This window comes from Ruegeria sp. BC3, from assembly GCF_056539265.1.
Map to the genome: position 1 here is coordinate 521226 of NZ_JBQFUP010000003.1, position 18918 is coordinate 540143.

General features: G+C 59.3%; 22 protein-coding genes. 12 read left to right on the forward strand and 10 right to left on the reverse strand.

Annotation, left to right across the window (positions count from 1 at the left end):
* Positions 1–112: 112 nt before the first annotated feature.
* On the reverse strand, positions 113–361 hold the full coding sequence (locus ACR0MV_RS11515) for an accessory factor UbiK family protein (protein WP_050604795.1): 249 nt from the start codon (positions 359–361) through the stop codon (positions 113–115).
* Positions 362–458: 97 nt separating this feature from the next.
* Between ACR0MV_RS11515 and lgt the strand changes: the two genes are divergently transcribed.
* The 3 genes from lgt to pgeF are packed head-to-tail and all read left to right on the forward strand — an operon-like array spanning position 459 to position 3165.
* Positions 459–1346, forward strand: a complete 888-nt coding sequence (lgt, locus tag ACR0MV_RS11520) for a prolipoprotein diacylglyceryl transferase (protein ID WP_480702207.1) — start codon at positions 459–461, stop codon at positions 1344–1346.
* On the forward strand, positions 1343–2410 hold the full coding sequence (locus ACR0MV_RS11525; protein ID WP_480702208.1) for a class I SAM-dependent methyltransferase: 1068 nt from the start codon (positions 1343–1345) through the stop codon (positions 2408–2410). Before lgt ends, ACR0MV_RS11525 begins: the two co-directional genes overlap by 4 nt.
* Positions 2407–3165, forward strand: a complete 759-nt coding sequence (gene pgeF, locus ACR0MV_RS11530; RefSeq protein WP_480702209.1) for a peptidoglycan editing factor PgeF — start codon at positions 2407–2409, stop codon at positions 3163–3165. Before ACR0MV_RS11525 ends, pgeF begins: the two co-directional genes overlap by 4 nt.
* A gap of 186 nt (positions 3166–3351) precedes the next feature.
* Here pgeF and ACR0MV_RS11535 read toward each other — a convergent pair whose 3' ends face one another.
* Complete coding sequence (locus ACR0MV_RS11535; RefSeq protein ID WP_480702210.1) at positions 3352–3879, reverse strand: hypothetical protein; 528 nt, start codon at positions 3877–3879, stop codon at positions 3352–3354.
* On the opposite strand from ACR0MV_RS11535, the gene ACR0MV_RS11540 reads away from it, so the two are divergent.
* Positions 3873–4655 (forward strand): Hint domain-containing protein, encoded by a 783-nt coding sequence (locus ACR0MV_RS11540; RefSeq protein ID WP_480702211.1) that lies wholly within the window; start codon positions 3873–3875, stop codon positions 4653–4655. The two genes, ACR0MV_RS11535 and ACR0MV_RS11540, sit on opposite strands and share 7 nt — an antisense overlap.
* 116 nt (positions 4656–4771) lie before the next feature.
* On the opposite strand, the gene ACR0MV_RS11545 is transcribed toward ACR0MV_RS11540, so the two are convergent.
* Positions 4772–5272: an Lrp/AsnC family transcriptional regulator gene (locus tag ACR0MV_RS11545; protein WP_170423073.1), complete on the reverse strand. Its 501-nt coding sequence runs from the start codon at positions 5270–5272 to the stop codon at positions 4772–4774.
* Positions 5273–5499: 227 nt separating this feature from the next.
* On the opposite strand from ACR0MV_RS11545, the gene trxB reads away from it, so the two are divergent.
* The 5 genes from trxB to ACR0MV_RS11570 all read left to right on the forward strand — a co-directional run bounded on the left by trxB (position 5500) and on the right by ACR0MV_RS11570 (position 11544).
* Entirely contained in the window at positions 5500–6441 is a 942-nt protein-coding gene (gene trxB / locus ACR0MV_RS11550; protein WP_480702212.1) for a thioredoxin-disulfide reductase, read from the forward strand.
* A gap of 4 nt (positions 6442–6445) precedes the next feature.
* Positions 6446–6922 (forward strand): RES family NAD+ phosphorylase, encoded by a 477-nt coding sequence (locus ACR0MV_RS11555; RefSeq protein WP_480702213.1) that lies wholly within the window; start codon positions 6446–6448, stop codon positions 6920–6922.
* Between the two features lie 51 nt (positions 6923–6973).
* Positions 6974–8644 (forward strand): adenylate/guanylate cyclase domain-containing protein, encoded by a 1671-nt coding sequence (locus ACR0MV_RS11560; RefSeq protein ID WP_170466700.1) that lies wholly within the window; start codon positions 6974–6976, stop codon positions 8642–8644.
* A gap of 206 nt (positions 8645–8850) precedes the next feature.
* Complete coding sequence (locus tag ACR0MV_RS11565; protein ID WP_480702214.1) at positions 8851–10569, forward strand: bifunctional sulfate adenylyltransferase/adenylylsulfate kinase; 1719 nt, start codon at positions 8851–8853, stop codon at positions 10567–10569.
* A 117-nt stretch (positions 10570–10686) separates the two neighbouring features.
* Positions 10687–11544: a glycosyltransferase family 32 protein gene (locus ACR0MV_RS11570; protein WP_480702215.1), complete on the forward strand. Its 858-nt coding sequence runs from the start codon at positions 10687–10689 to the stop codon at positions 11542–11544.
* Here ACR0MV_RS11570 and ACR0MV_RS11575 read toward each other — a convergent pair.
* The 4 genes from ACR0MV_RS11575 to ACR0MV_RS11590 all read right to left on the reverse strand — a co-directional run bounded on the left by ACR0MV_RS11575 (position 11541) and on the right by ACR0MV_RS11590 (position 14032).
* Positions 11541–12410, reverse strand: coding sequence for a hypothetical protein (locus tag ACR0MV_RS11575; RefSeq protein WP_480702216.1), 870 nt, complete (start codon positions 12408–12410; stop codon positions 11541–11543). The genes ACR0MV_RS11570 and ACR0MV_RS11575 overlap by 4 nt on opposite strands.
* On the reverse strand, positions 12407–13294 hold the full coding sequence (locus ACR0MV_RS11580) for a PhzF family phenazine biosynthesis protein (RefSeq protein WP_480702217.1): 888 nt from the start codon (positions 13292–13294) through the stop codon (positions 12407–12409). Before ACR0MV_RS11580 ends, ACR0MV_RS11575 begins: the two co-directional genes overlap by 4 nt.
* Before the next feature lie 94 nt (positions 13295–13388).
* Entirely contained in the window at positions 13389–13613 is a 225-nt protein-coding gene (locus tag ACR0MV_RS11585) for a DUF1150 family protein (protein ID WP_170423088.1), read from the reverse strand.
* Between the two features lie 5 nt (positions 13614–13618).
* On the reverse strand, positions 13619–14032 hold the full coding sequence (locus tag ACR0MV_RS11590) for an Hsp20 family protein (protein ID WP_058275530.1): 414 nt from the start codon (positions 14030–14032) through the stop codon (positions 13619–13621).
* A gap of 164 nt (positions 14033–14196) precedes the next feature.
* Here ACR0MV_RS11590 and ACR0MV_RS11595 point away from each other — a divergent pair, with 164 nt between their 5' ends.
* From ACR0MV_RS11595 to ACR0MV_RS11605, 3 genes are all read left to right on the forward strand, one after another.
* Positions 14197–14421 carry a YdcH family protein gene (locus ACR0MV_RS11595; protein WP_058275529.1) on the forward strand — a complete coding sequence of 75 codons (225 nt, stop codon included), beginning with the start codon at positions 14197–14199 and terminating at the stop codon, positions 14419–14421.
* A 66-nt stretch (positions 14422–14487) separates the two neighbouring features.
* Positions 14488–14976: a 5-(carboxyamino)imidazole ribonucleotide mutase gene (purE, locus tag ACR0MV_RS11600; protein ID WP_480702218.1), complete on the forward strand. Its 489-nt coding sequence runs from the start codon at positions 14488–14490 to the stop codon at positions 14974–14976.
* Positions 14969–16036 (forward strand): 5-(carboxyamino)imidazole ribonucleotide synthase, encoded by a 1068-nt coding sequence (locus ACR0MV_RS11605; protein WP_480702219.1) that lies wholly within the window; start codon positions 14969–14971, stop codon positions 16034–16036. The genes purE and ACR0MV_RS11605 overlap by 8 nt, the downstream gene beginning before the upstream one ends.
* Before the next feature lies 1 nt (position 16037).
* On the opposite strand, the gene ACR0MV_RS11610 is transcribed toward ACR0MV_RS11605, so the two are convergent.
* Genes ACR0MV_RS11610 through ACR0MV_RS11620 form a run of 3 tightly spaced genes read right to left on the reverse strand, consistent with a single transcriptional unit; the run spans position 16038 to position 18840 of the window.
* Positions 16038–17189: an alpha-D-ribose 1-methylphosphonate 5-triphosphate diphosphatase gene (locus ACR0MV_RS11610; RefSeq protein ID WP_480702220.1), complete on the reverse strand. Its 1152-nt coding sequence runs from the start codon at positions 17187–17189 to the stop codon at positions 16038–16040.
* Positions 17186–17959, reverse strand: coding sequence for an alpha/beta fold hydrolase (locus ACR0MV_RS11615; RefSeq protein ID WP_480702221.1), 774 nt, complete (start codon positions 17957–17959; stop codon positions 17186–17188). The genes ACR0MV_RS11610 and ACR0MV_RS11615 overlap by 4 nt, the downstream gene beginning before the upstream one ends.
* 38 nt (positions 17960–17997) lie before the next feature.
* Positions 17998–18840: a DMT family transporter gene (locus ACR0MV_RS11620; protein ID WP_480702222.1), complete on the reverse strand. Its 843-nt coding sequence runs from the start codon at positions 18838–18840 to the stop codon at positions 17998–18000.
* Positions 18841–18918: the final 78 nt, after the last annotated feature.

Genomic DNA, 18918 nt, shown 5'->3' on the forward strand with positions numbered 1-18918 from the left:
CCCCAGCTTTGTCTTGATTAAATTCAGCGAGGCGTCAGAATGCACAACACCGCACAACCCAAGACTGGATTGCGCGGCGCCTGACTTGTCCCAAAAATCGTGAGCGGTGGGCTTACTTGTCCAGTTTGGCTTCCAACGCGGCGATGCGCGCCTCGAGCGCTGCGTTTTCTTCACGCGCTTTCTGGGCCATGGCACGCACGGCGTCGAACTCTTCGCGGGTGACGAAATCGCGGTCGGCCAACCAGCGGTCGATCATCGACTTCATCGCGTTCTCGGCCTCTTCCCGCGCGCCCTGCGCGACGCCCATGGCGTTGGTCATCAGTTGGGAAACGTCATCAAGAATCTTGTTGCGGGTTTGCATGGCTTTACTCCGGTATCTCGGTTGGTCTCTATATGGGTAAAGACTGGCCCGGGCTCAAGGTTGACTTGCCCCGCCAACCCCGGGCAATGAGACGCATATGCAGGCTGTTTTGAATTTCCCCGATCTTTCACCCGAAGTTTTCTCGATCTCTTTGTTCGGGATGGAGTTCGCGTTGCGCTGGTACGCGCTGGCTTACATCGCAGGGATTCTGATCGCGTGGCGGTTGGGCGTGATGGCGCTGAAGCGCCCTGCCCTGTGGCCCGCAGAAACCCCACCAATGAAGCCACAACAGTTGGAGGACCTGATCACCTGGATCATCCTCGGCGTAATCCTTGGTGGGCGTCTTGGGTTCGTGCTGTTTTATCAGCCCGCCTATTACCTGTCGCACCCGCTGGAAATTCTGAAGATTTGGCAAGGCGGCATGGCTTTCCACGGCGGCCTGCTTGGCGTTGTAGTGGCCTCCTACCTTTACGCCCGACGCCACCAGATACCCATGTTGTCCCTGGCCGATCTGATTGCACATGCAGTCCCACCGGGTCTTTTACTGGGACGGTTGGCGAATTTCACCAATGCCGAACTTTGGGGACGCCCTTCCGAAGTACCTTGGGCAGTGATCTTTCCCGGCGCCGCAGCGCAGGATTGTCCCGGCGTTATCGCGGGCATGTGCGCCCGCCACCCTTCACAGCTATACGAAGCCGCGCTGGAAGGGTTGCTGCTGGGCGCTCTGGTGCTGTGGATGGCCTATCGGTGTGGGGCTTTTCACAAACCCGGCCTGATCATGGGTGTTTTTCTTGCCGGCTACGGCGCTTCGCGTTTCATTGTCGAGTTTTTCCGCCAACCGGATGCTCAATTCGTCTCTCCGGGTAACCCGCTGGGGTTGGCGTGGCACTTGGGTGGATACGGACTGACGATGGGACAACTTCTTTCCCTGCCGATGATCGCCCTTGGCCTGTGGTTCGCGTGGCGCGCGCGACGCCCCTCATGAGCTTGAAGGACCACCTGTTGGCGCAAATCGCGCTGAACGGACCGCTCAGCGTTGCGGAATACATGGCAGAATGCCTGATGCACCCCAAGTTCGGGTATTACTCCACCCGCGACCCGTTAGGTGTGCAAGGGGATTTCGTGACCGCGCCGGAAATCTCTCAGATGTTCGGAGAGCTGATCGGTTTGTGTCTGGCGCAAACCTGGATGGATCAGGGAAAACCAGAACAGTTCGCGCTGGTTGAGTTTGGCCCCGGGCGGGGGACCCTGATGGCCGACATCCTGCGCGCAACCCGCACTGTGACAGGCTTTCACGCTGCGGCCCAGATCGTTCTGCTCGAAGCCTCGCCTACTCTGCGTGGCATCCAGGCTCAAACTTTGCGAGAATACGATCCGAAATGGATCGACTCGGCATCCCACCTGCCCGACATCCCGCTGTTCCTGGTTGCGAACGAATTTTTTGACGCCCTGCCCATTCGCCAATTTCTGCGCGACGGGGATGGCTGGCGCGAACGGCTGATCGGGGCCGAGGGCGATTCGCTGGCGTTCGGGCTGGGCCCACATGGCCCGCAGGTGGCCCTGTCAGACCGGCTGCAAGACACAAAAGACGGCGATCTGGTCGAACTCTGCGCAGCTGCCATTCCGATTCTAACGGTTGTCGCAGGTCGCATAGCCACCCATGGCGGCGCGGCGTTGATCGTAGACTACGGAGATTGGCATTCGCTTGGAGATACGTTTCAAGCATTGCAGTCCCATGACCGGGTGGACCCATTGGCGGCTCCGGGACAGTCGGACCTGACCGCGCATGTGGATTTTGAACCCCTTGCCCTTGCAGCACGCGCAGCCAGGTGTGCCCATACGCGCCTGACACCCCAAGGAGTGTTTCTGGAACGGCTGGGAATCACCGCGCGCGCGCAAGCGCTGGCCGCGCCACTCGGCGGGTCTGAGCTTGAGTCCCTTGTTGCCGCACATCGCAGGTTGACGCACCCCGAGGAAATGGGAAACCTGTTCAAGACGCTGGGCCTCTACCCCTCATATGCTGCACCTCCACCGGGACTGGAACCATGACACTGGAAATTCTGACCTCGGACATCCTTTCGCCTGTCCGCCACGGATTCTTCAGTCGTCGAGGCGGCGCATCGTCGGGGATCTTCGCAGGCCTGAATTGCGGCTACGGCTCGTCCGACCAGACCGAGGCTGTATCGGTCAACCGCCAGCGCGTCGCGGCGGCGATGGAAGTCGAACCCGACGCCCTCGTTGGAGTGCATCAGGTGCATTCTCCAACTGTTCTGACGGTGGATGGCCCGATTAACGGAGACAAACCCAAGGCTGATGCTGTCGTCACGGCAACACCCGGTCTGGCACTGACGATTCTAACGGCGGACTGCCAGCCGGTCCTTTTCGCGGACCCTGACGCAAATGTGATCGGCGCCGCGCATGCCGGTTGGCGTGGTGCCCTGGACGGCGTTCTGGAAGCGACCTTGGACGCAATGGAATCCTTGGGGGCGCAACGTAGCAATACCATTGCTGTCATCGGCCCGACGATTTCCCAAAGCGCCTACGAGGTTGGGCCGGATTTTCTGGACGCGTTTGTCGCGGAATCGCCCGACAATCTAAGGTTCTTTGCAAACGGCACCGGTGACAGGTTGCAATTCGACCTGCCCGCTTTTGGCCTGCACAAATTGCGCCAGGCAGGCGTTGGACAGGCCGAATGGACGCGCCACTGCACCTACTCGGACCCGGACAGATTCTATTCGTACCGCCGGTCGACCCATGCGAAGGAAGCGGACTACGGCCGCCTGATTTCCGCCATTAAATTATAGCCCACGCCCCAATTGTGGCGATTTCGCCGCTTTTTTGCCACATTTGTTGTATTACCTAAGGTCAGACAATTTAACTTTTATTGTCTGCGCTCAGGTGCTTATACGCCCACTTTCCAGCAGCGTTAGACAATTTCAAAGAAGAGGAACTGCCGACCTTCGTCTTCCTGATTCTTTCCCGGATCAGCCTTATCGGTGCCGCATTGGCCCGAAATACTGGCCCAACAATGGAATAAGAGCAGGAATAAACATGAAGGTTAAATCTCGCTTTCTCAGTGCCGTTGTTGCGGCCACGCGGGAACAGGCACCGGAAATGCCGTGGAAACGGGTTTCTAGTTCTTCGATCAGGGTCGCGCGCCGTTTGGCTAGCCGACGCTGACCAAAGCCCCAAGGAACCAGCTGCCGGTTCCAACGGGTAAGACGCATATCGGAAGGGTGCTCCGATCCGATATGTGACCAACCGCTGCAATTTTCGGCGGTCAGGTTCCGGGGCGTGTGTGCGTAGGAAATTTCCACCTGCGTTGTAGTGAGTTTGTCTGGGGGGTCAGTGTGTTGACCAAAAGGTATGCGAATTTCAATCGCGTTGCGACGCCGGATCGGCGTACTTCCTGTGGTCACCATCTCATTCAAGACAAAAAAGATGCCGGTCAGGCTGCTCTGTACGGAGGGCGCTTGTTGTCTGGTCGGTTTTTGAAGGGGACGGAATAAAAATGACAATTCCACATTCCCTGGCACGCGCTGCCAGAAATGCCGTCGAAACGTCGGCAATGCTGCGCGAAATGCCCAGGGCAAAACAAAGACCAAAAGCGCAGTTGCGGCGCTATGAAGTCAGTACTCTGATGCCGAATGGTGATATTTCGCAAACCCGCCATATCGCTCCGGCCTTGTCCATGTTCGAAGACGCCTTCTGCGCCTTCACGCGAGGATCGCTGGTCGAGACCGAATCCGGGCCGCTGGCGATCGAAGACCTGCTGCCAGGTGACACGGTTCTGACGCAAGACGGCTCCTCGCAGACCGTTTTATGGAAAGGGTCTGTCACCCTGATTCCCGGACGCGAAGATTCACGCGGCCGAACGCGTCCGCTGACGCGGATCATGGCTGACACCTTTGGCATGCAAAAGCCGCTATCCGGTGTGATTGCAGGGCCAGCAGCGCGCCTGCTGGGAACGCCTTCGCATCTGCGGCACCTGCACGGGGACGGCGCTGTTCTGACGCCCGTTCACGAGTTCCAGGATGGCATGAGCGTGATCGAAACGCTTCCGCCAACACCGATTGAGTTGTTTCACATCTGTTTGAAGCGTCATTCAGTGATCAAAGTGGACGGACTGCAGTTCGAATCCTACCATCCCGGTGTGAATGCCGTGCGTCAGGTCAGCCGGTCACTCCGGTCGATCTACCTGAACCTGTTTGCGCATATCGAATCACTGAACGATTTCGGCCCGCTGGCTCTGCCACGCGCCGGAGACGGTGAGGTTGATGCCATCAGGGCCTAGAAAACGATAACAACTGCAATGTGGGGGCATCATGCAGCTGATTATGAGTTGGATACTATCACTGACGGTCGCAGCCTTCCTGCCGCCGTCTAAACCGCATCAAAAACGGATGATGTTCACGCCGTCCGGCTCATTCGTTCTTCGAGAACATCGAAGGGGACGCCGGGTTCGTCTTTTGCGCCGCGGATAACCAGCGAGGTTTTCACACTGGCCACGTTGGGCGTAGTCAGCAACTCGCCCGTCAGGAACTGCTGGAAACTGCTTAGATCCGGGGCGACGCATTTCAGGATGAAATCCACCTCGCCGTTCAGCATGTGACACTCGCGGACAAGCGGCCATTCACGGCAGCGTTCCTCGAACGCGTTCAGTTCGGATTCGGCCTGACTTTCCAAACCAACCATCGCAAAGACCTGAACTTCGAACCCCAGCTCGCGTGAGTTCACGTCGGCATGGTAACCGCGGATCAGCCCGGATTCCTCAAGCGTTCGGACGCGTCGCAAGCAAGGCGGCGCGGAGATTCCAACACGCTTTGCCAGCTCGACATTGGTCATGCGACCATCAGCCTGCAATTCCGCCAGAATCTTGCGGTCAATCTCATCCAGCCGTATCGCGACCATCAAATGCTCCTAGTATTTTCGGTTGTTATAGCAGCACCCAACCGATGCGCAATTATCTTTCGCACCAGCGCAATATTCCATATTTTCAATGTTCTTTTTTTGGGCACCGTGCGGCCAGTGCATAGCCGCATGTCAAAAGGTAGGGGGTTTAAGCCCTGCGCGCCGGTCGCTATATCCATCCGTCAGGGGCCAGACGCCCCAGTCAGGCAGATCGAGTTGGGGGTACCATGGCCGAAACACGACACACCAAGGTTCTGATCATCGGGTCGGGACCGGCCGGTTACACGGCCGGCGTCTATGCCAGCCGCGCGATGCTGGATCCTATTTTGGTGCAGGGTATTGAACCGGGTGGCCAGCTGACCACAACGACCGAGGTCGAAAACTGGCCCGGCGATACCGAGGTACAGGGTCCGGACCTGATGGTGCGCATGCAGGATCATGCCAAAGCGATGGGCTGTGAGGTGATCGGAGACATCATCAACGATCTGGACGTCAGCAAGCGTCCGTTTACTGCTACAGGCGACAGCGGAACCGTCTACACAGCGGATGCGGTTATTCTGGCTACGGGCGCGCGTGCAAAGTGGTTGGGCCTGCCGTCTGAAGAGAAGTTCAAGGGCTTTGGCGTATCGGCCTGCGCCACCTGCGACGGGTTTTTCTATCGCGGGCAGGAAATCGTGGTCATCGGCGGCGGCAACACCGCTGTGGAAGAAGCACTGTTCCTGACGAATTTCGCCAGCAAGGTTACCCTGATCCATCGCCGTGATGAACTGCGCGCCGAAAAGATCCTGCAGGACCGTTTGCTGAAGCACGAGAAAATCGAACCTCTCTGGTTCCATGAGCTGGAAGAGGTCGTTGGCACCAATGCGCCGCTTGGCGTCGAAGGTGTGCGCGTCAAAAACGTCAAGACTGGCGAAATCACCGAGATTCCGTGCAAAGGCGTCTTCGTTGCGATTGGCCACGCCCCGGCCAATGAGCTCGTTATAGACTCGCTGGAAACGCATATGGGTGGATACGTTGTGACCAAGCCTGGCTCGACCGAGACTTCGGTACCGGGTGTGTTTGCGGCAGGCGACCTGACCGACCACATCTATCGCCAGGCTGTGACCAGCGCTGGAATGGGCTGCATGGCCGCGCTGGACGCAGAGCGGTTCCTGGCCGAGCAGGAATAATCGGATGCTGGAATTCTCCGGCCCGGTCTGGAGAATTCTGTTTCTGTCGCAGATTGACGCCCCTCTGGCCCCGGCGCGGGCGCCAGAGGGGCGTTTTCATTATAGGGGGCAGACGGCGCTTTACGCTTCGCTCAGCGCGGAAGGTTCCGGTGTTGCCATCCGGCGGTATGTGTTGGCCGGCGATCCGCCTCGCGTTCTTCAGCAAGCGCAAGTGACAAAGGCGCGGCTGGTGGACCTGCGAGGCCAGAGCGATGCCTCGATCGTCTGGCAGGACATCCGCGACAAACAGGGCAGCTCGCCAACATGGTCTATCTCGGACAACGCGCGCGATGCGGGCGCTGACGGGTTGCTCTACAGTTCGCGCTCGCGCCCGGACCTGAGCCACATCGTCCTGTTCAGCTCCTCCCCCGCCCTAATCCATGTGGATGTACGGGCCATCCCTTGGGTGCCGATGTATCCGCACCCACCGCTTGACCGCTAAGCCGCCGCGTATCAGACTCGGGGCCGAGCGAGACGAATGCAGGTGACCTGATTGAAAAGTGTTTTGTGGCAAGGCGGGTGGGCAACCCGGCTGCGGATCGGCAGCGGCCTGGTTCTGTTCGCCTTTGCGTTCTTTCACTTCATCAACATCGGAATGGGCCTGTTCCACACCGACTACTTGCACGACATGCAGGACGCCCGGCACGTTATCACGCGTCACGATCTGGGCAGCCTGATCTTATACACCGCTCTGTTTATCCATGCGGGGTTGGCGCTGTACACCATCAGCCAGTTGCGCACCTTACGAATGCCGTTCAGCACCGGGCTGCAGGTGATACTGGGCCTGCTGATCCCGCTGCAACTGATCTCACACATCGTTCAGACCCGCTATGCGAACACAGTTTACGATGTGAACGACGAGATGGGCTATATCATCATCCTGATGTGGCCCAGCGTAGCTGTCTGGATGCAAAGCTTGCTACTGTTGCTGGTCTGGGTACATGGCTGTATCGGCCTGCATATGTGGCTGCGCTTGACGCGCTGGTGGTCCAGGGCTGTGCCCTACTTGATCGGCGTGGCCGTGTTTGTCCCGACCTTCGCACTGGCGGGTTTGCTGACCGAAGGACGGCGTCTGTGGGCGGATTTTGCTGATCCGTTTCTGCGCGAACAGTATGTCGAGCACTATAACTGGCCTTCACCGGAAGAGTTCCAGGCCCTGTTCAGCGTCAAAGACAACGCGTTAATGGCGTTTTGGGTGGCATTGGGTGCCTCTTTGGCAGTGTTTGCTATCCGCAAGCTTTGGCGCCGCCGTCACTCCGTGCGCGTCAAGTATGTCGAAGGCCCCGAGGTCGTGGCCGAAAAGGGTATGACCTTGCTTGAGATTTCGCAGGCCAACGGCATCCCGCACACCGCTTTGTGCGGGGGCAAGGGTCGCTGCACCACTTGCCGCGTGATCGTCGAAGACGGTGCCAACGATCTGCCGGAACCTGGCGAGGTCGAGGCCCGCAGCCTTGCCGCTGTCAGCGCCCCAGATGGTGCGCGGCTGGCCTGCCAGATCCGCCCGACCGCCCCAATCACCGCGTTTCGCATCTTTCGCCCCGACGGCGCGCGGAACCGGGCGCACGCAAGCCAAGGTCAGGAACGGCAACTGGCGGTGCTGTTCTTGGACATGCGTGGCTTCACCTCGCTCACCGCTGGTCAACTGCCTTATGACATCGTGTTCCTACTGAACCGCTTTTTTGATGCCATCGTGCCTGCGATCACGGCCGAGGGCGGTGTGGTCGACAAATACATGGGTGACGGGCTTTTGGCCGTGTTTGAAACCACTGATGCCCAGAGCTCGGCCAGAGCCGGGATGAAGGCCGCCGCGGATATCAGCCTTGCGCTGCAACGCTTCAATCAACAGTTGGAATCCGAAGGAAGTCCGCGCATTCGCATTGGAATGGGCCTGCATCTGGGTGATCTGGTACTGGGCGAGATCGGGGCCGCGGGCCACGCCGCCCGAACGATCATAGGTGATACAGTCAACGTGGCCAGCAGACTTGAGGCCGAAACCAAATCGTTGGGCTGCGAGCTTCTGGTGTCAGAAGACCTGCTGCGGGCCGCGGGATACGATGGCGACATGCGGCAAATGCGGTCCTTTGATCTGCGCGGCGTAACGCACCCGATTCCCGCCTTGCCCGTCCAAAGTGCCGCAGACCTGACCGTCAGTGTCGCCGCATAAGAACACACGCCCTGAAACCTGCCAAATTGTTGCCCATCCGGGGAACCGGTTTCGCGCAAAATTATGCAAACCGGAATATCCTTCCATTTCATGAAAAAACCGCGCATATCGTCCTTTGTTGCGCTCAGGTATATGGACTTCAATAAATAGCCGGGGCAAACGCCCATTAATCAACGGCAAAACGGCACTTCTACAAGAGTATTCCCATGACGATGTTAAGCAATCTGGCTCCTATCCCCGAACTGTATGTCTCGTACGAGTCAGCCCAGAAGTTGAAAGTGGAAGCCGCCGATCTGACCAGCTGGGACCTCAGCCCGCGTCAGATCTGCGATCTGGAATTGCTGATGAATGGCGGGTTCAACCCGCTCAAAGGCTTCCTCAGCCAGGCAGACTACGACAACGTTGTTGAAAACATGCGGCTGGCCGATGGCACATTGTGGCCCATGCCGATCACGCTGGACGTAGACGAAGCGTTTGCCGAGAAGATCGAGTTGGGTCAGGACATCGCCCTGCGCGATCAGGAAGGTGTCATTTTGGGCACCATAACGGTGACGGACCGCTGGACCCCGGATAAGGCGCGTGAGGCCGAAAAGGTGTTTGGCGCAGATGACGACGCGCACCCTGCCGTAAACTACCTGCATAACGTTGCGGGCAAAGTGTATCTGGGTGGCCCCGTGGTCGGCATTCAGCAGCCTGTCCACTATGACTTCCGCGCCCGTCGCGACACCCCGAACGAACTGCGCGCCTATTTCCGCAAAGTCGGCTGGCGTCGTATCGTGGCATTCCAGACCCGCAACCCGCTGCACCGCGCGCACCAGGAACTGACCTTCCGCGCCGCCAAAGAGGCGCAGGCCAACCTTTTGATCCACCCGGTCGTGGGCATGACCAAACCCGGCGACGTAGACCATTTCACGCGTGTGCGTTGCTATGAGGCGGTGCTGGACAAGTATCCAGCCTCAACCACATCGATGAGCCTGCTGAACCTGGCGATGCGTATGGCTGGCCCGCGCGAGGCGGTCTGGCACGGCCTTATCCGCGCCAATCACGGCTGCACCCATTTCATCGTGGGCCGCGACCATGCAGGTCCTGGCAAGAACAGCCAGGGCGAAGACTTCTACGGTCCCTATGACGCCCAAGACCTATTCCGCAAATACCAGGACGAGATCGGCATCGAGATGGTCGATTTCAAACATATGGTCTACGTCCAGGAACGCGCCCAGTATGAGCCGAATGACGAAATCCTCGACAAGGACAACGTCACCATTCTGAACATTTCGGGCACCGAACTTCGCCGCCGCCTGCGCGAAGGGTTGGAAATCCCCGAATGGTTCTCGTTCCCCGAAGTCGTGCAAGAGCTGCGTAACCGCTTCCCGCCGCGCTCGCGTCAGGGTTTCACAGTGTTCTTCACTGGCTTCTCGGGATCCGGCAAATCCACGATCGCTAACGCGCTGATGGTTAAGCTGATGGAGATGGGCGACCGGCCAGTTACGCTGCTGGATGGTGACATTGTGCGAAAGAACCTGTCCTCGGAACTGGGCTTTTCCAAAGAACACCGCGACCTCAATATCCGCCGTATCGGTTACGTGGCCAGTGAGATCACCAAGAACGGCGGCATCGCCATTTGTGCCCCGATCGCGCCCTATGCCACCACGCGCCGCGCGGTCCGGGAAGAGATCGAACAGTTCGGTGCCTTCTGCGAGGTCCACGTGGCCACCAGCCTCGAAGAATGCGAGCGCAGGGACCGCAAGGGTCTGTACAAGCTGGCCCGCGAAGGGAAGATCAAAGAGTTCACCGGCATCTCGGACCCGTATGACGTGCCCGAAAGCCCCGAACTGAGCGTTGAGACCGAAAATGTTGAGGTCGACAACTGCGCCCATCAGGTTCTTCTGAAACTGGAAAGCATGGGGCTGATTGCTGCGTCCTAAGCGACACGAAAATCAACACACAAAGCGGCCCACAGCGGCCGCTTTTTTTGTGACTGATTGACATTGGCACAAGGCCTCGGTGCAAATGCAGGACCTGATTAAGAAACGAAACGGCCCATGACCCGCACCCTGCCTACAATTGCCAGTTTCTGGTTCGGATCGGACCTGAGCTGGCTCGAGGCGTTGTGCATTCAGTCCTATCTGGATAACGGCCACAGCTTCGTGCTGTACACTGTACAAGACATACAAAATGTCCCCACCAGAGCCGAGGTGCGATCAGCCGGGGATATATTGTGGCCGCCACCCTTCGAACTTCGCCCCGATGACCGGTTAGGGGTCGCGGTGTTTTCCGATGTATTCCGGCTGCGGTTGATGCAGAAAACGCCGTTCATCTGGGTTGATCTGGATGCGTACTGCGTCAAACCTTTCGACTTTTCCGCACCGTATGTTTTTGGACGCTCGCATTCTGGGAACTATCCAAACGGTGTGCTGCGCCTGCCGGAAGCGTCGGAAACGCTGGCTCTTTGGCTCGCATTTGTGACCTCGGCCAACCCGACCCAGCCATGGCGTGGCGGTCGATTGTTTCGCCATAACCGACGGCGTGCCAGAAATGGGGAATCCTGGGGGATTGAAACCCTGCCCTGGGGCAGCTCAGGGCCCAAGGCATTCGAGTATTTTCTGCGACAGACCGGCGAGGACAGTCATGCGATGGCGCCGGACGTTTTCTACCCCCTCGCGAAAGAGCAGTTGTGGATGCTGCATGCCCCTCAGGTTTCCATCGGTGAAATCGAGCGCGATGGCGTCCATTCGGTCCACGTTTACGGGCATCAGAAAAAGCAGTTGGCCAGTAACACGGCGGGACTGCCGGTCATGGGTTCGTACCTGCACAGGATATGCGACCGGCACGGGATTGATCCGTCGGCCAATCCGATCTTGCCGGTGGGCTGGCTGGAACCACAGCCTTCGGCAAACTAGGCCGCGTTAATCTGTTCCCGCAGGGTGCGCACGGCGCGCCCCTCAAAGTCGCCAAACTCAGCCGCCTGCTTTTGCGCAGCCTGCAGATGTGGCAGGCGGTGGGCATAGTCTTCCGGGGAAAGCTTGGTAATCGCCTGCTGAATATCAGCCTCGGTCTCGCACAGGATCATGCCGGATGTATCCATGAAATCGCCGATATTCGGACACCCCCAATAGATCGGGACCGTCGAACACAGGATCGCGTCCGTCAGCTTTTCCGAAAAATAGTTCCGCTCGCGCACATTCTCGATCACAACGGAGTAGCGATACGGGGCCAACCCGTCGGATTTTCGGTCAAACGGCGTGTAGCCACGCCCCATGATATCCACCTCGGCCCCCGTTTCGCGCACCCAGTCAATCACCGAATGGCGCAGCTGGTGCCCCTCGAGGTCGCGTTTGGCCGAGGCGATCAGCGAACAGGGTTTCGTTTTTTGAACGTCAAGATCGCGCCAATCCGGCACCATCGTCACGCCATAGGGCAGAAACACCGCGTTCGGGATATTCTGCAATAGTACGTCGTGAAACGTCAGAACCCGGAAGAACCGCCGCCAAGTATAGCGCAGCATCCGATCATGCTTGGCGTGAATGGCCGAGGGCTCGCCCATCATCAGAGATATCTGCGCCCGAGTACCCCGGCGCAGGCGCAGATGGACGGTCGAATTGGGATACATGATCAGGTGGTCCGTACGGTCCAGATCACCCACTGTCTTCCCTAACAACCGATCCGGGCAGCCCTCTGGCCAGATCAGCTCGGACAACGGAACCGAGGACAGTTTTGGCCCCAAGCGATGTCCGTAGGGCAGAATTGCAATCGCGGGTTCTGTCATGACGCAGGCCCGGGCAGATCGACCTGGCCGCGCATCAGCACATAGCCCTGCCCCGCCACTTTGATACCTGTCATCGCATCCGCCGGTCCAACGCGGGTCACGGTCGCCCAGCCTGGACGCCCCATGTCGTGGCCCTGCTCGGCAACAAAGCTGTCTTTGGGCATGAGCCCATATTTCCAAAGATAGGCTGCCATGGCTCCTGTCGCGGATCCGGTGAACGGGTCTTCGGGCGGGCTGGGCGGCAGCATCAGCAGGCGCGAGAACGTGTCGCCTGCCTCTGTGGCCCCTTCCAGCGTGACAAGGAATGGCTCGGCCATGTCTGACCCGGAATAGCCTGCTTTTGCAGCGACCTCGCGCAGCGGACCTTCGTTCAGCTTGGCCGCCCGCAGCGCGTCGTGATCGCGCAGAACGGTGATGCAGAACGGCAGCCCCGTCGAAACGAATTGCGGAGGGGAGATGATCGCGCTTTCCGGAAGGCCGATGGTGCTGGCGACCAGATCAGCGGGCACCATTGAGCCGAACTGTGGGGCAACCTGCGTCATCTCGATCTCATCCCCGTTGAGCTGGATCGACACAATCCCGGCCCCGGTCTCAAGCGTCAGCGCATCGCCCTGAAACAGCCCCCGCGACCGCATGGCTACGACCGTTGCGATGGTGGGATGTCCGGCAAAGGGAATCTCACGGCTGGCCAGGAAGTACCGGACTCGAACATCTGCGACGTCTGACGGACCGGTAAAGGTGCATTCGACCAGCGACGTCTCGCGCACATAGGCCGTGCAGACGTCTTCGGACAGCGCGGCCCCACCGTGGACCACGGCGCAGCCATTTCCGCCAAATGCGCGGTCGGTGAACGCGTCCACCCAGTCAAAGTCAAACCAGCTCATTCTTGATGCCCCTGCTCTGCGACCCGTGTTGGGTCGCATATCTCACCCGTGGGGCGGCGGATGTCACGCGAAAATCACGCGCAGCTGGGCCGTTTCAGTGAACGGCCACCGGCGAGAAATCGTGTTCGCGCGCCAAGACAAAGGCCAGCTTGCGATCGGCAACCAGCGCCAATTGCTGCCCGTCTGAGTCGTGCACCGCATAAAGCTGATCCAGATCGCCGGCCTGTTCACGCACTTCGCGCGGCAGGTCGGCAACGTCGACCGCTTTGACATACACGATGCGATCACCTTCGGTGTTGAGTTCAATCGGTGTATTCATTGCTCTTACCCCTTCCGTATATTGATTGTCTGAACCACGGTTTCCGGCACGGCGCGGGTCAGATCCACATGCAGCAGACCGTTTTCCATGATCGCCTCGCCCACCTCGACACCATCAGCCAGCACAAACATGCGCTGAAACTGACGCGCCGCGATACCACGGTGCAGAAAGATGCGCCCCTCGCTGTCGTCGCGTTGACGGCCCCGGATCACCAGTTGACGATCCTCGATGGTAATCGACAGGTCCTCTTCCGCAAAACCGGCCACGGCCAGAGTGATGCGATAGGAAAAATCCGAGGTCTGTTCGATGTTATAGGGCGGGTACCCTTCGTTGCCAGCCTTTGCAGACCGTTCCAGAAGGCGTTCCAATTGCTCGAACCCCAAAAGATGCGGGTATGAGCCAAGAGTAAGTTTTGACACGTATTTTCGTCCTTTATTGCCAAAGCGACGTGTGGTGCGGCCCCGTTCTGGCAACCGCGTATGATAGAATATGGGAATATGCAGGGATGTCCACAAGGTCTGGCGGGATAAAGCCTGACACACTATCTTGTGTGGTAAGCACCACAGCAACGACCGAGTCGCCCATGAACGCGCCCACTGACATTTCGATGAAAACAGACGAAGTTCTTCGGGTCGAGCTTGAGGTGTTCCGCCGCCAACACCGCGACCTGGACGAAGCGATCGAGGCGCTTCAGGCCACCGGCACCTCGGATCAGCTGACGATCAAGCGTTTGAAAAAACAGAAATTGCGGCTCAAGGACATCATTCGTCTGATCGAAGACCGCCTGACCCCGGACATCATCGCCTGACGCATTGCCTCGAAGTCGGATTTGGCTATAGTGCGCGCTCTCTCAGCAGGCAGGGGCATTAAGCGGATGAGCGATGTGAAAGTGGGGATCATCATGGGCAGCCAGTCGGACTGGCCCACGATGAAGGAAGCTGCGGATATTCTGGATGAACTGGGCGTTGCCTATGAAAAACGCATCGTGTCCGCCCACCGTACCCCGGATCGCCTTTGGGACTATGGCAAAACCGCTGTTGAGCGTGGCCTGGATGTGATTATCGCGGGCGCAGGCGGGGCCGCGCATCTGCCGGGAATGATGGCGTCCAAAACACGCGTGCCAGTGATTGGCGTTCCGGTTCGGACACGGGCGCTGTCCGGTGTCGACTCGCTCTACTCCATCGTGCAGATGCCCAAGGGCTTCCCTGTGGCGACCATGGCCATCGGCGCCGCTGGTGGTGCCAATGCGGGCCTAATGGCGGCTGGTATCCTGGCGCTACAGGACGCGGCATTGGCCGAGCGATTGGATACTTGGCGCGCAGCTTTGTCGGCCTCGATCCCTGAGGAGCCTGTCGATGAGTGAAGCACTTAAACCCGGCGCTACGATTGGAATTCTGGGTGGCGGCCAACTGGGGCGGATGCTGTCGGTTGCGGCGGCGCGTCTTGGCTTTGTCACGTATATCTATGAACCCGGTGCGAACCCTCCCGCCGGGCAGGTGGCAGATCGGGTGACGACGGCGGCCTACGATGACGCCGATGCGTTGAAGGCGTTTGCTCAATCGGTCGATGTCATCACCTATGAATTTGAAAACATCCCGACCGAGGCGCTGGACCTGCTCGAAGCGCATCGCCCCATTCGCCCGGGCCGCGAGGCGCTGCGCGTCAGTCAGGACCGTTTGACTGAAAAGGCGTTTTTGCAGGGGCTTGGCCTGAAAACCGCACCGTTTGCGGATATCACCGATCTGGACAGCCTGAAGGCTGCGATCGATCAAATTGGCACGCCCTCCATTCTGAAAACCCGACGTTTCGGCTATGACGGCAAGGGGCAGGCCCGCCTGCGCAGCCCCGAGGATGCCGAGGCCGCCTTGTCCGACATGGCCGGTGCGCCTGCGATCCTCGAAGGGTTCGTCAATTTCAGCCACGAGGTTTCGGTCATCGCGGCCCGTGGAGTGGATGGTCAGGTGGCCTGTTTCGACCCCGGTGAGAACGTGCACCGCGATGGCATCCTACACACCACCACGGTCCCTGCCCGCCTCGCCCCAGCGCAGCGCACCGATGCCGTTCTACTGGCCGCAAACATCCTTAACGCGCTGGACTATGTCGGCGTGATGGGGGTGGAACTGTTCGTCACCCCGCAAGGTTTGATCGTGAACGAGATCGCGCCGCGCGTTCACAATTCGGGTCATTGGACACAGAACGGCTGTGCCGTGGATCAGTTTGAACAACATATTCGCGCCGTGGCTGGGTGGCCGCTCGGCGACGGGCAGCGGCATTCGGATGTCGTCATGGAGAACCTGATCGGCGACGATATGAGCCGGGTGCCGGACCTTGCCCGGGAACGCGACGTGGCCCTACATCTCTATGGCAAGGCCGAGGTCAAGGCAGGCCGTAAGATGGGCCATTTCAACCGCATCTCGCGGTAGATCAACCTACGAACCGCTCGGCGATATCGCCCGACATAAAGCTGACCCGCCCGCCTGCAAGCGTGGCGGCGACGCGCCTTGATTCAGCGTCGAGAATGACGATGTCAGCGCGTTTCCCAACCGACAAATCCCCCCGATCCGAAAGCCCAAGAACGCGCGCTGGTCCCGAGGACACCAATGCCCAAGCCCCGGCCAGATCCACCAGACCCGATTTGGCCAACATCAGCGCGGCGCGACGCGGGCTGGGGTAGTGATAGTCCGATGCCAGGGCATCACACAGCCCCATCGCGATCAAGTCCAGCGCACTGACATTACCCTTGTGCGACCCGCCGCGCACCACGTTGGGTGAGCCTAGAACAACGTGATCCCCGGCATTGCGGGCAGCCTCGGCCGCTTCGAGCGTTTCGGGAAACTCCGCGATACGGGCTCCGCGCGCACGCCAATCCGAACGGGTTTGGGCCGTCGCATCGTCATGGCTGCCCATCCGTACGCCCTGCTTGGCCAATGTTGCGCAGAGCGCGTCCAAGGCAGCCGGCACTTCATCCCGGCGGGCATGCATGGAGAGCAACATCTCAAAGTGCTTGTCCGGGTTCCGCCCGGCCTTGAGCGCTTGCCCCGTCAATCGCGGCGGCTTGCGCCCCTCGGCCAACCGATCATGCGGCAAGTGGTCATTGAACACGACATAGGGCACCTGCCATTCGGCAATCCGTTCAGGCAGATCCCCATACTCATCCAGCATATGGGTTTCGAACCGCAGTTGCGGCAGAAGATCCGTCACAACCCGATCTTGGACCGACGCAATCGCGTCGAACACCTGCCCCGCGAATTCCGGGCCACGCACGCCTCCTTCCCAGCTGAGGAACTGGGCCAGAACAGCGGTCGTGATACCGTTGGCGGCCAGTTCAGCTTCGACCGACAGGATGCCTTCGTCCATTTGCTTCATCGCCCCGCGTCGCGGCGCGATATGACGTTCGAACCCGTCGCCGTGCAGGTCGATGATCCCCGGCAGGACCAGATAACCCGACAGATCGATGGTACGACCGGTTGGGTCCACCTGAACGACGCCGTTCCCAACGGACAGGTTTACGCGTGACAGGCCTTGCTCCGGCAGCAGAACCTCTGCACCGGTCAACGTCATGCTTAATGAAGTCATTCAGAACGCTCCGAAGCGGGTTCCGAGCAATCCTGCCCTATGCAAATCTCATCAATGACGTCCATCACGCCGTCCAGCCAGGTGATCTGCGGATCGAATTGCCCGAATTCGATGAAATGCAACGCCTGTGCCATAACACGCGGGTTGTTCATCATGAACGTGTGGGTCACCGGCAGGACGATATGGTCGTTCATCCCCTCGACCCTGGTAGTCTCGACCGAAACCTTGCCGTCATCCGGCCCGTCGATCATCGATGAAAACAATGGGTTCAACGAGTTCTCACCCGCGATCACTCCTAATTCGAAATCCACAGGCGGCAGTTTTCGGGGAATACCTTCTGGTCCGGTTCCCAGCGCCAATCCGGCGGGGCCGTGCAGCATACCGAAAACCTCATAAGCTCCCAACTCATCCACCAACTGGCTGCCCTGATTGGGTGGCCCAAGCATCACGACGCGGCCCAGGTTTTCTGGGCTGTTGTCCTGCAACCAGTAGCGCAACAGGATACCTCCCATCGAATGCGCCACGACGTTGACACCGTCTTCGCCACATTGCGCAAAAGCATCGGGCAAGGTTTGCTCGGCCAGTTCCGGGATCGGCAGGTCAGTCGACGGATAACCGGGGCGCACGACCGAATATCCATGCGCCTTAAACAATTGCTCCATCACGGTAAAGGATGCCTCGGTCCGCGCCAGACCATGCAGCAGCAGCACGCATTTGGCATGCGCGATGGCCGGGACCAGTAACAGAAAGAGGGCAAGAAGATACCGCATAGCCGCCAGATAAGGCCAAAGATCGTGCGAATAAACCCCTAGCGCGAGATCACGCGCAAAACGGCCAGCGCAATCCCGCCCAGAACCAACGTGGCGCCCACGACCAAACGCAGGCTGGCGACCTCACCCAAAAGGATGACCCCGCCGACAATAGCGATGATCGGAACACTCAATTGAACGACCGCCGCTGTGGTCGGGGCCAGTTGCCGCAGCACCCGATACCACAGCGCATATCCCATTCCGGATGTCACACCACCTGACAGCGCAGCCAACAGGTAGCCATTCGCCGTCATGTGCCAGGCTCCACCGGTCGCGACCAAGGCCAAAGCGGTCACCGGCAGGGCCACGACAAAGTTGGCCGCCGTGCCTGACAGGGCGTCCGGTTCGGATTTCCCGACCAGCGAATAGATCGCCCAACCGACCCCAGCCGCCACCATCAGCGCCGCCCCCGCCGCATCGACCTGAACCGTCCCAGTTGGCCACAATACATAGGCCAGCCCCAGCAAAGCGATCGCAGCTCCTGCGATCTGGCGCAGGGTCGGCTTTACGCCTGTTGTTGAAGTCACCGCGAACATGGTAATCTGCACTACACCGAACAGGATCAGCGCCCCAAGCCCTGCGTCCAGCGACAGATACGCCAGTGAAAAGCCGATCATATACAGCGACAAGGACCCCGCGCCAGCGACCCTGCGACGGTTGAGCAATGGCAGAGATCCTGCCCGCAGCAGAACCAGACACGCCAGAACCACAGCCCCTGCCAGTACCCGCACCACGGCGAAAGCGGTCGGGTCGCTGGCACCGCTGTCAATCGCCAGACGATTCAGTATCGAATTGGCCGCAAAGGCACACATGGTCAAAGCAGTGAGCAGGAACAGTTTCATATCAAATGCATAGCCGTTTCAGAGTGCATTGGACACTCACATTCATGCGCGAAGCGTGAAACACAAAAAATGGGGCCG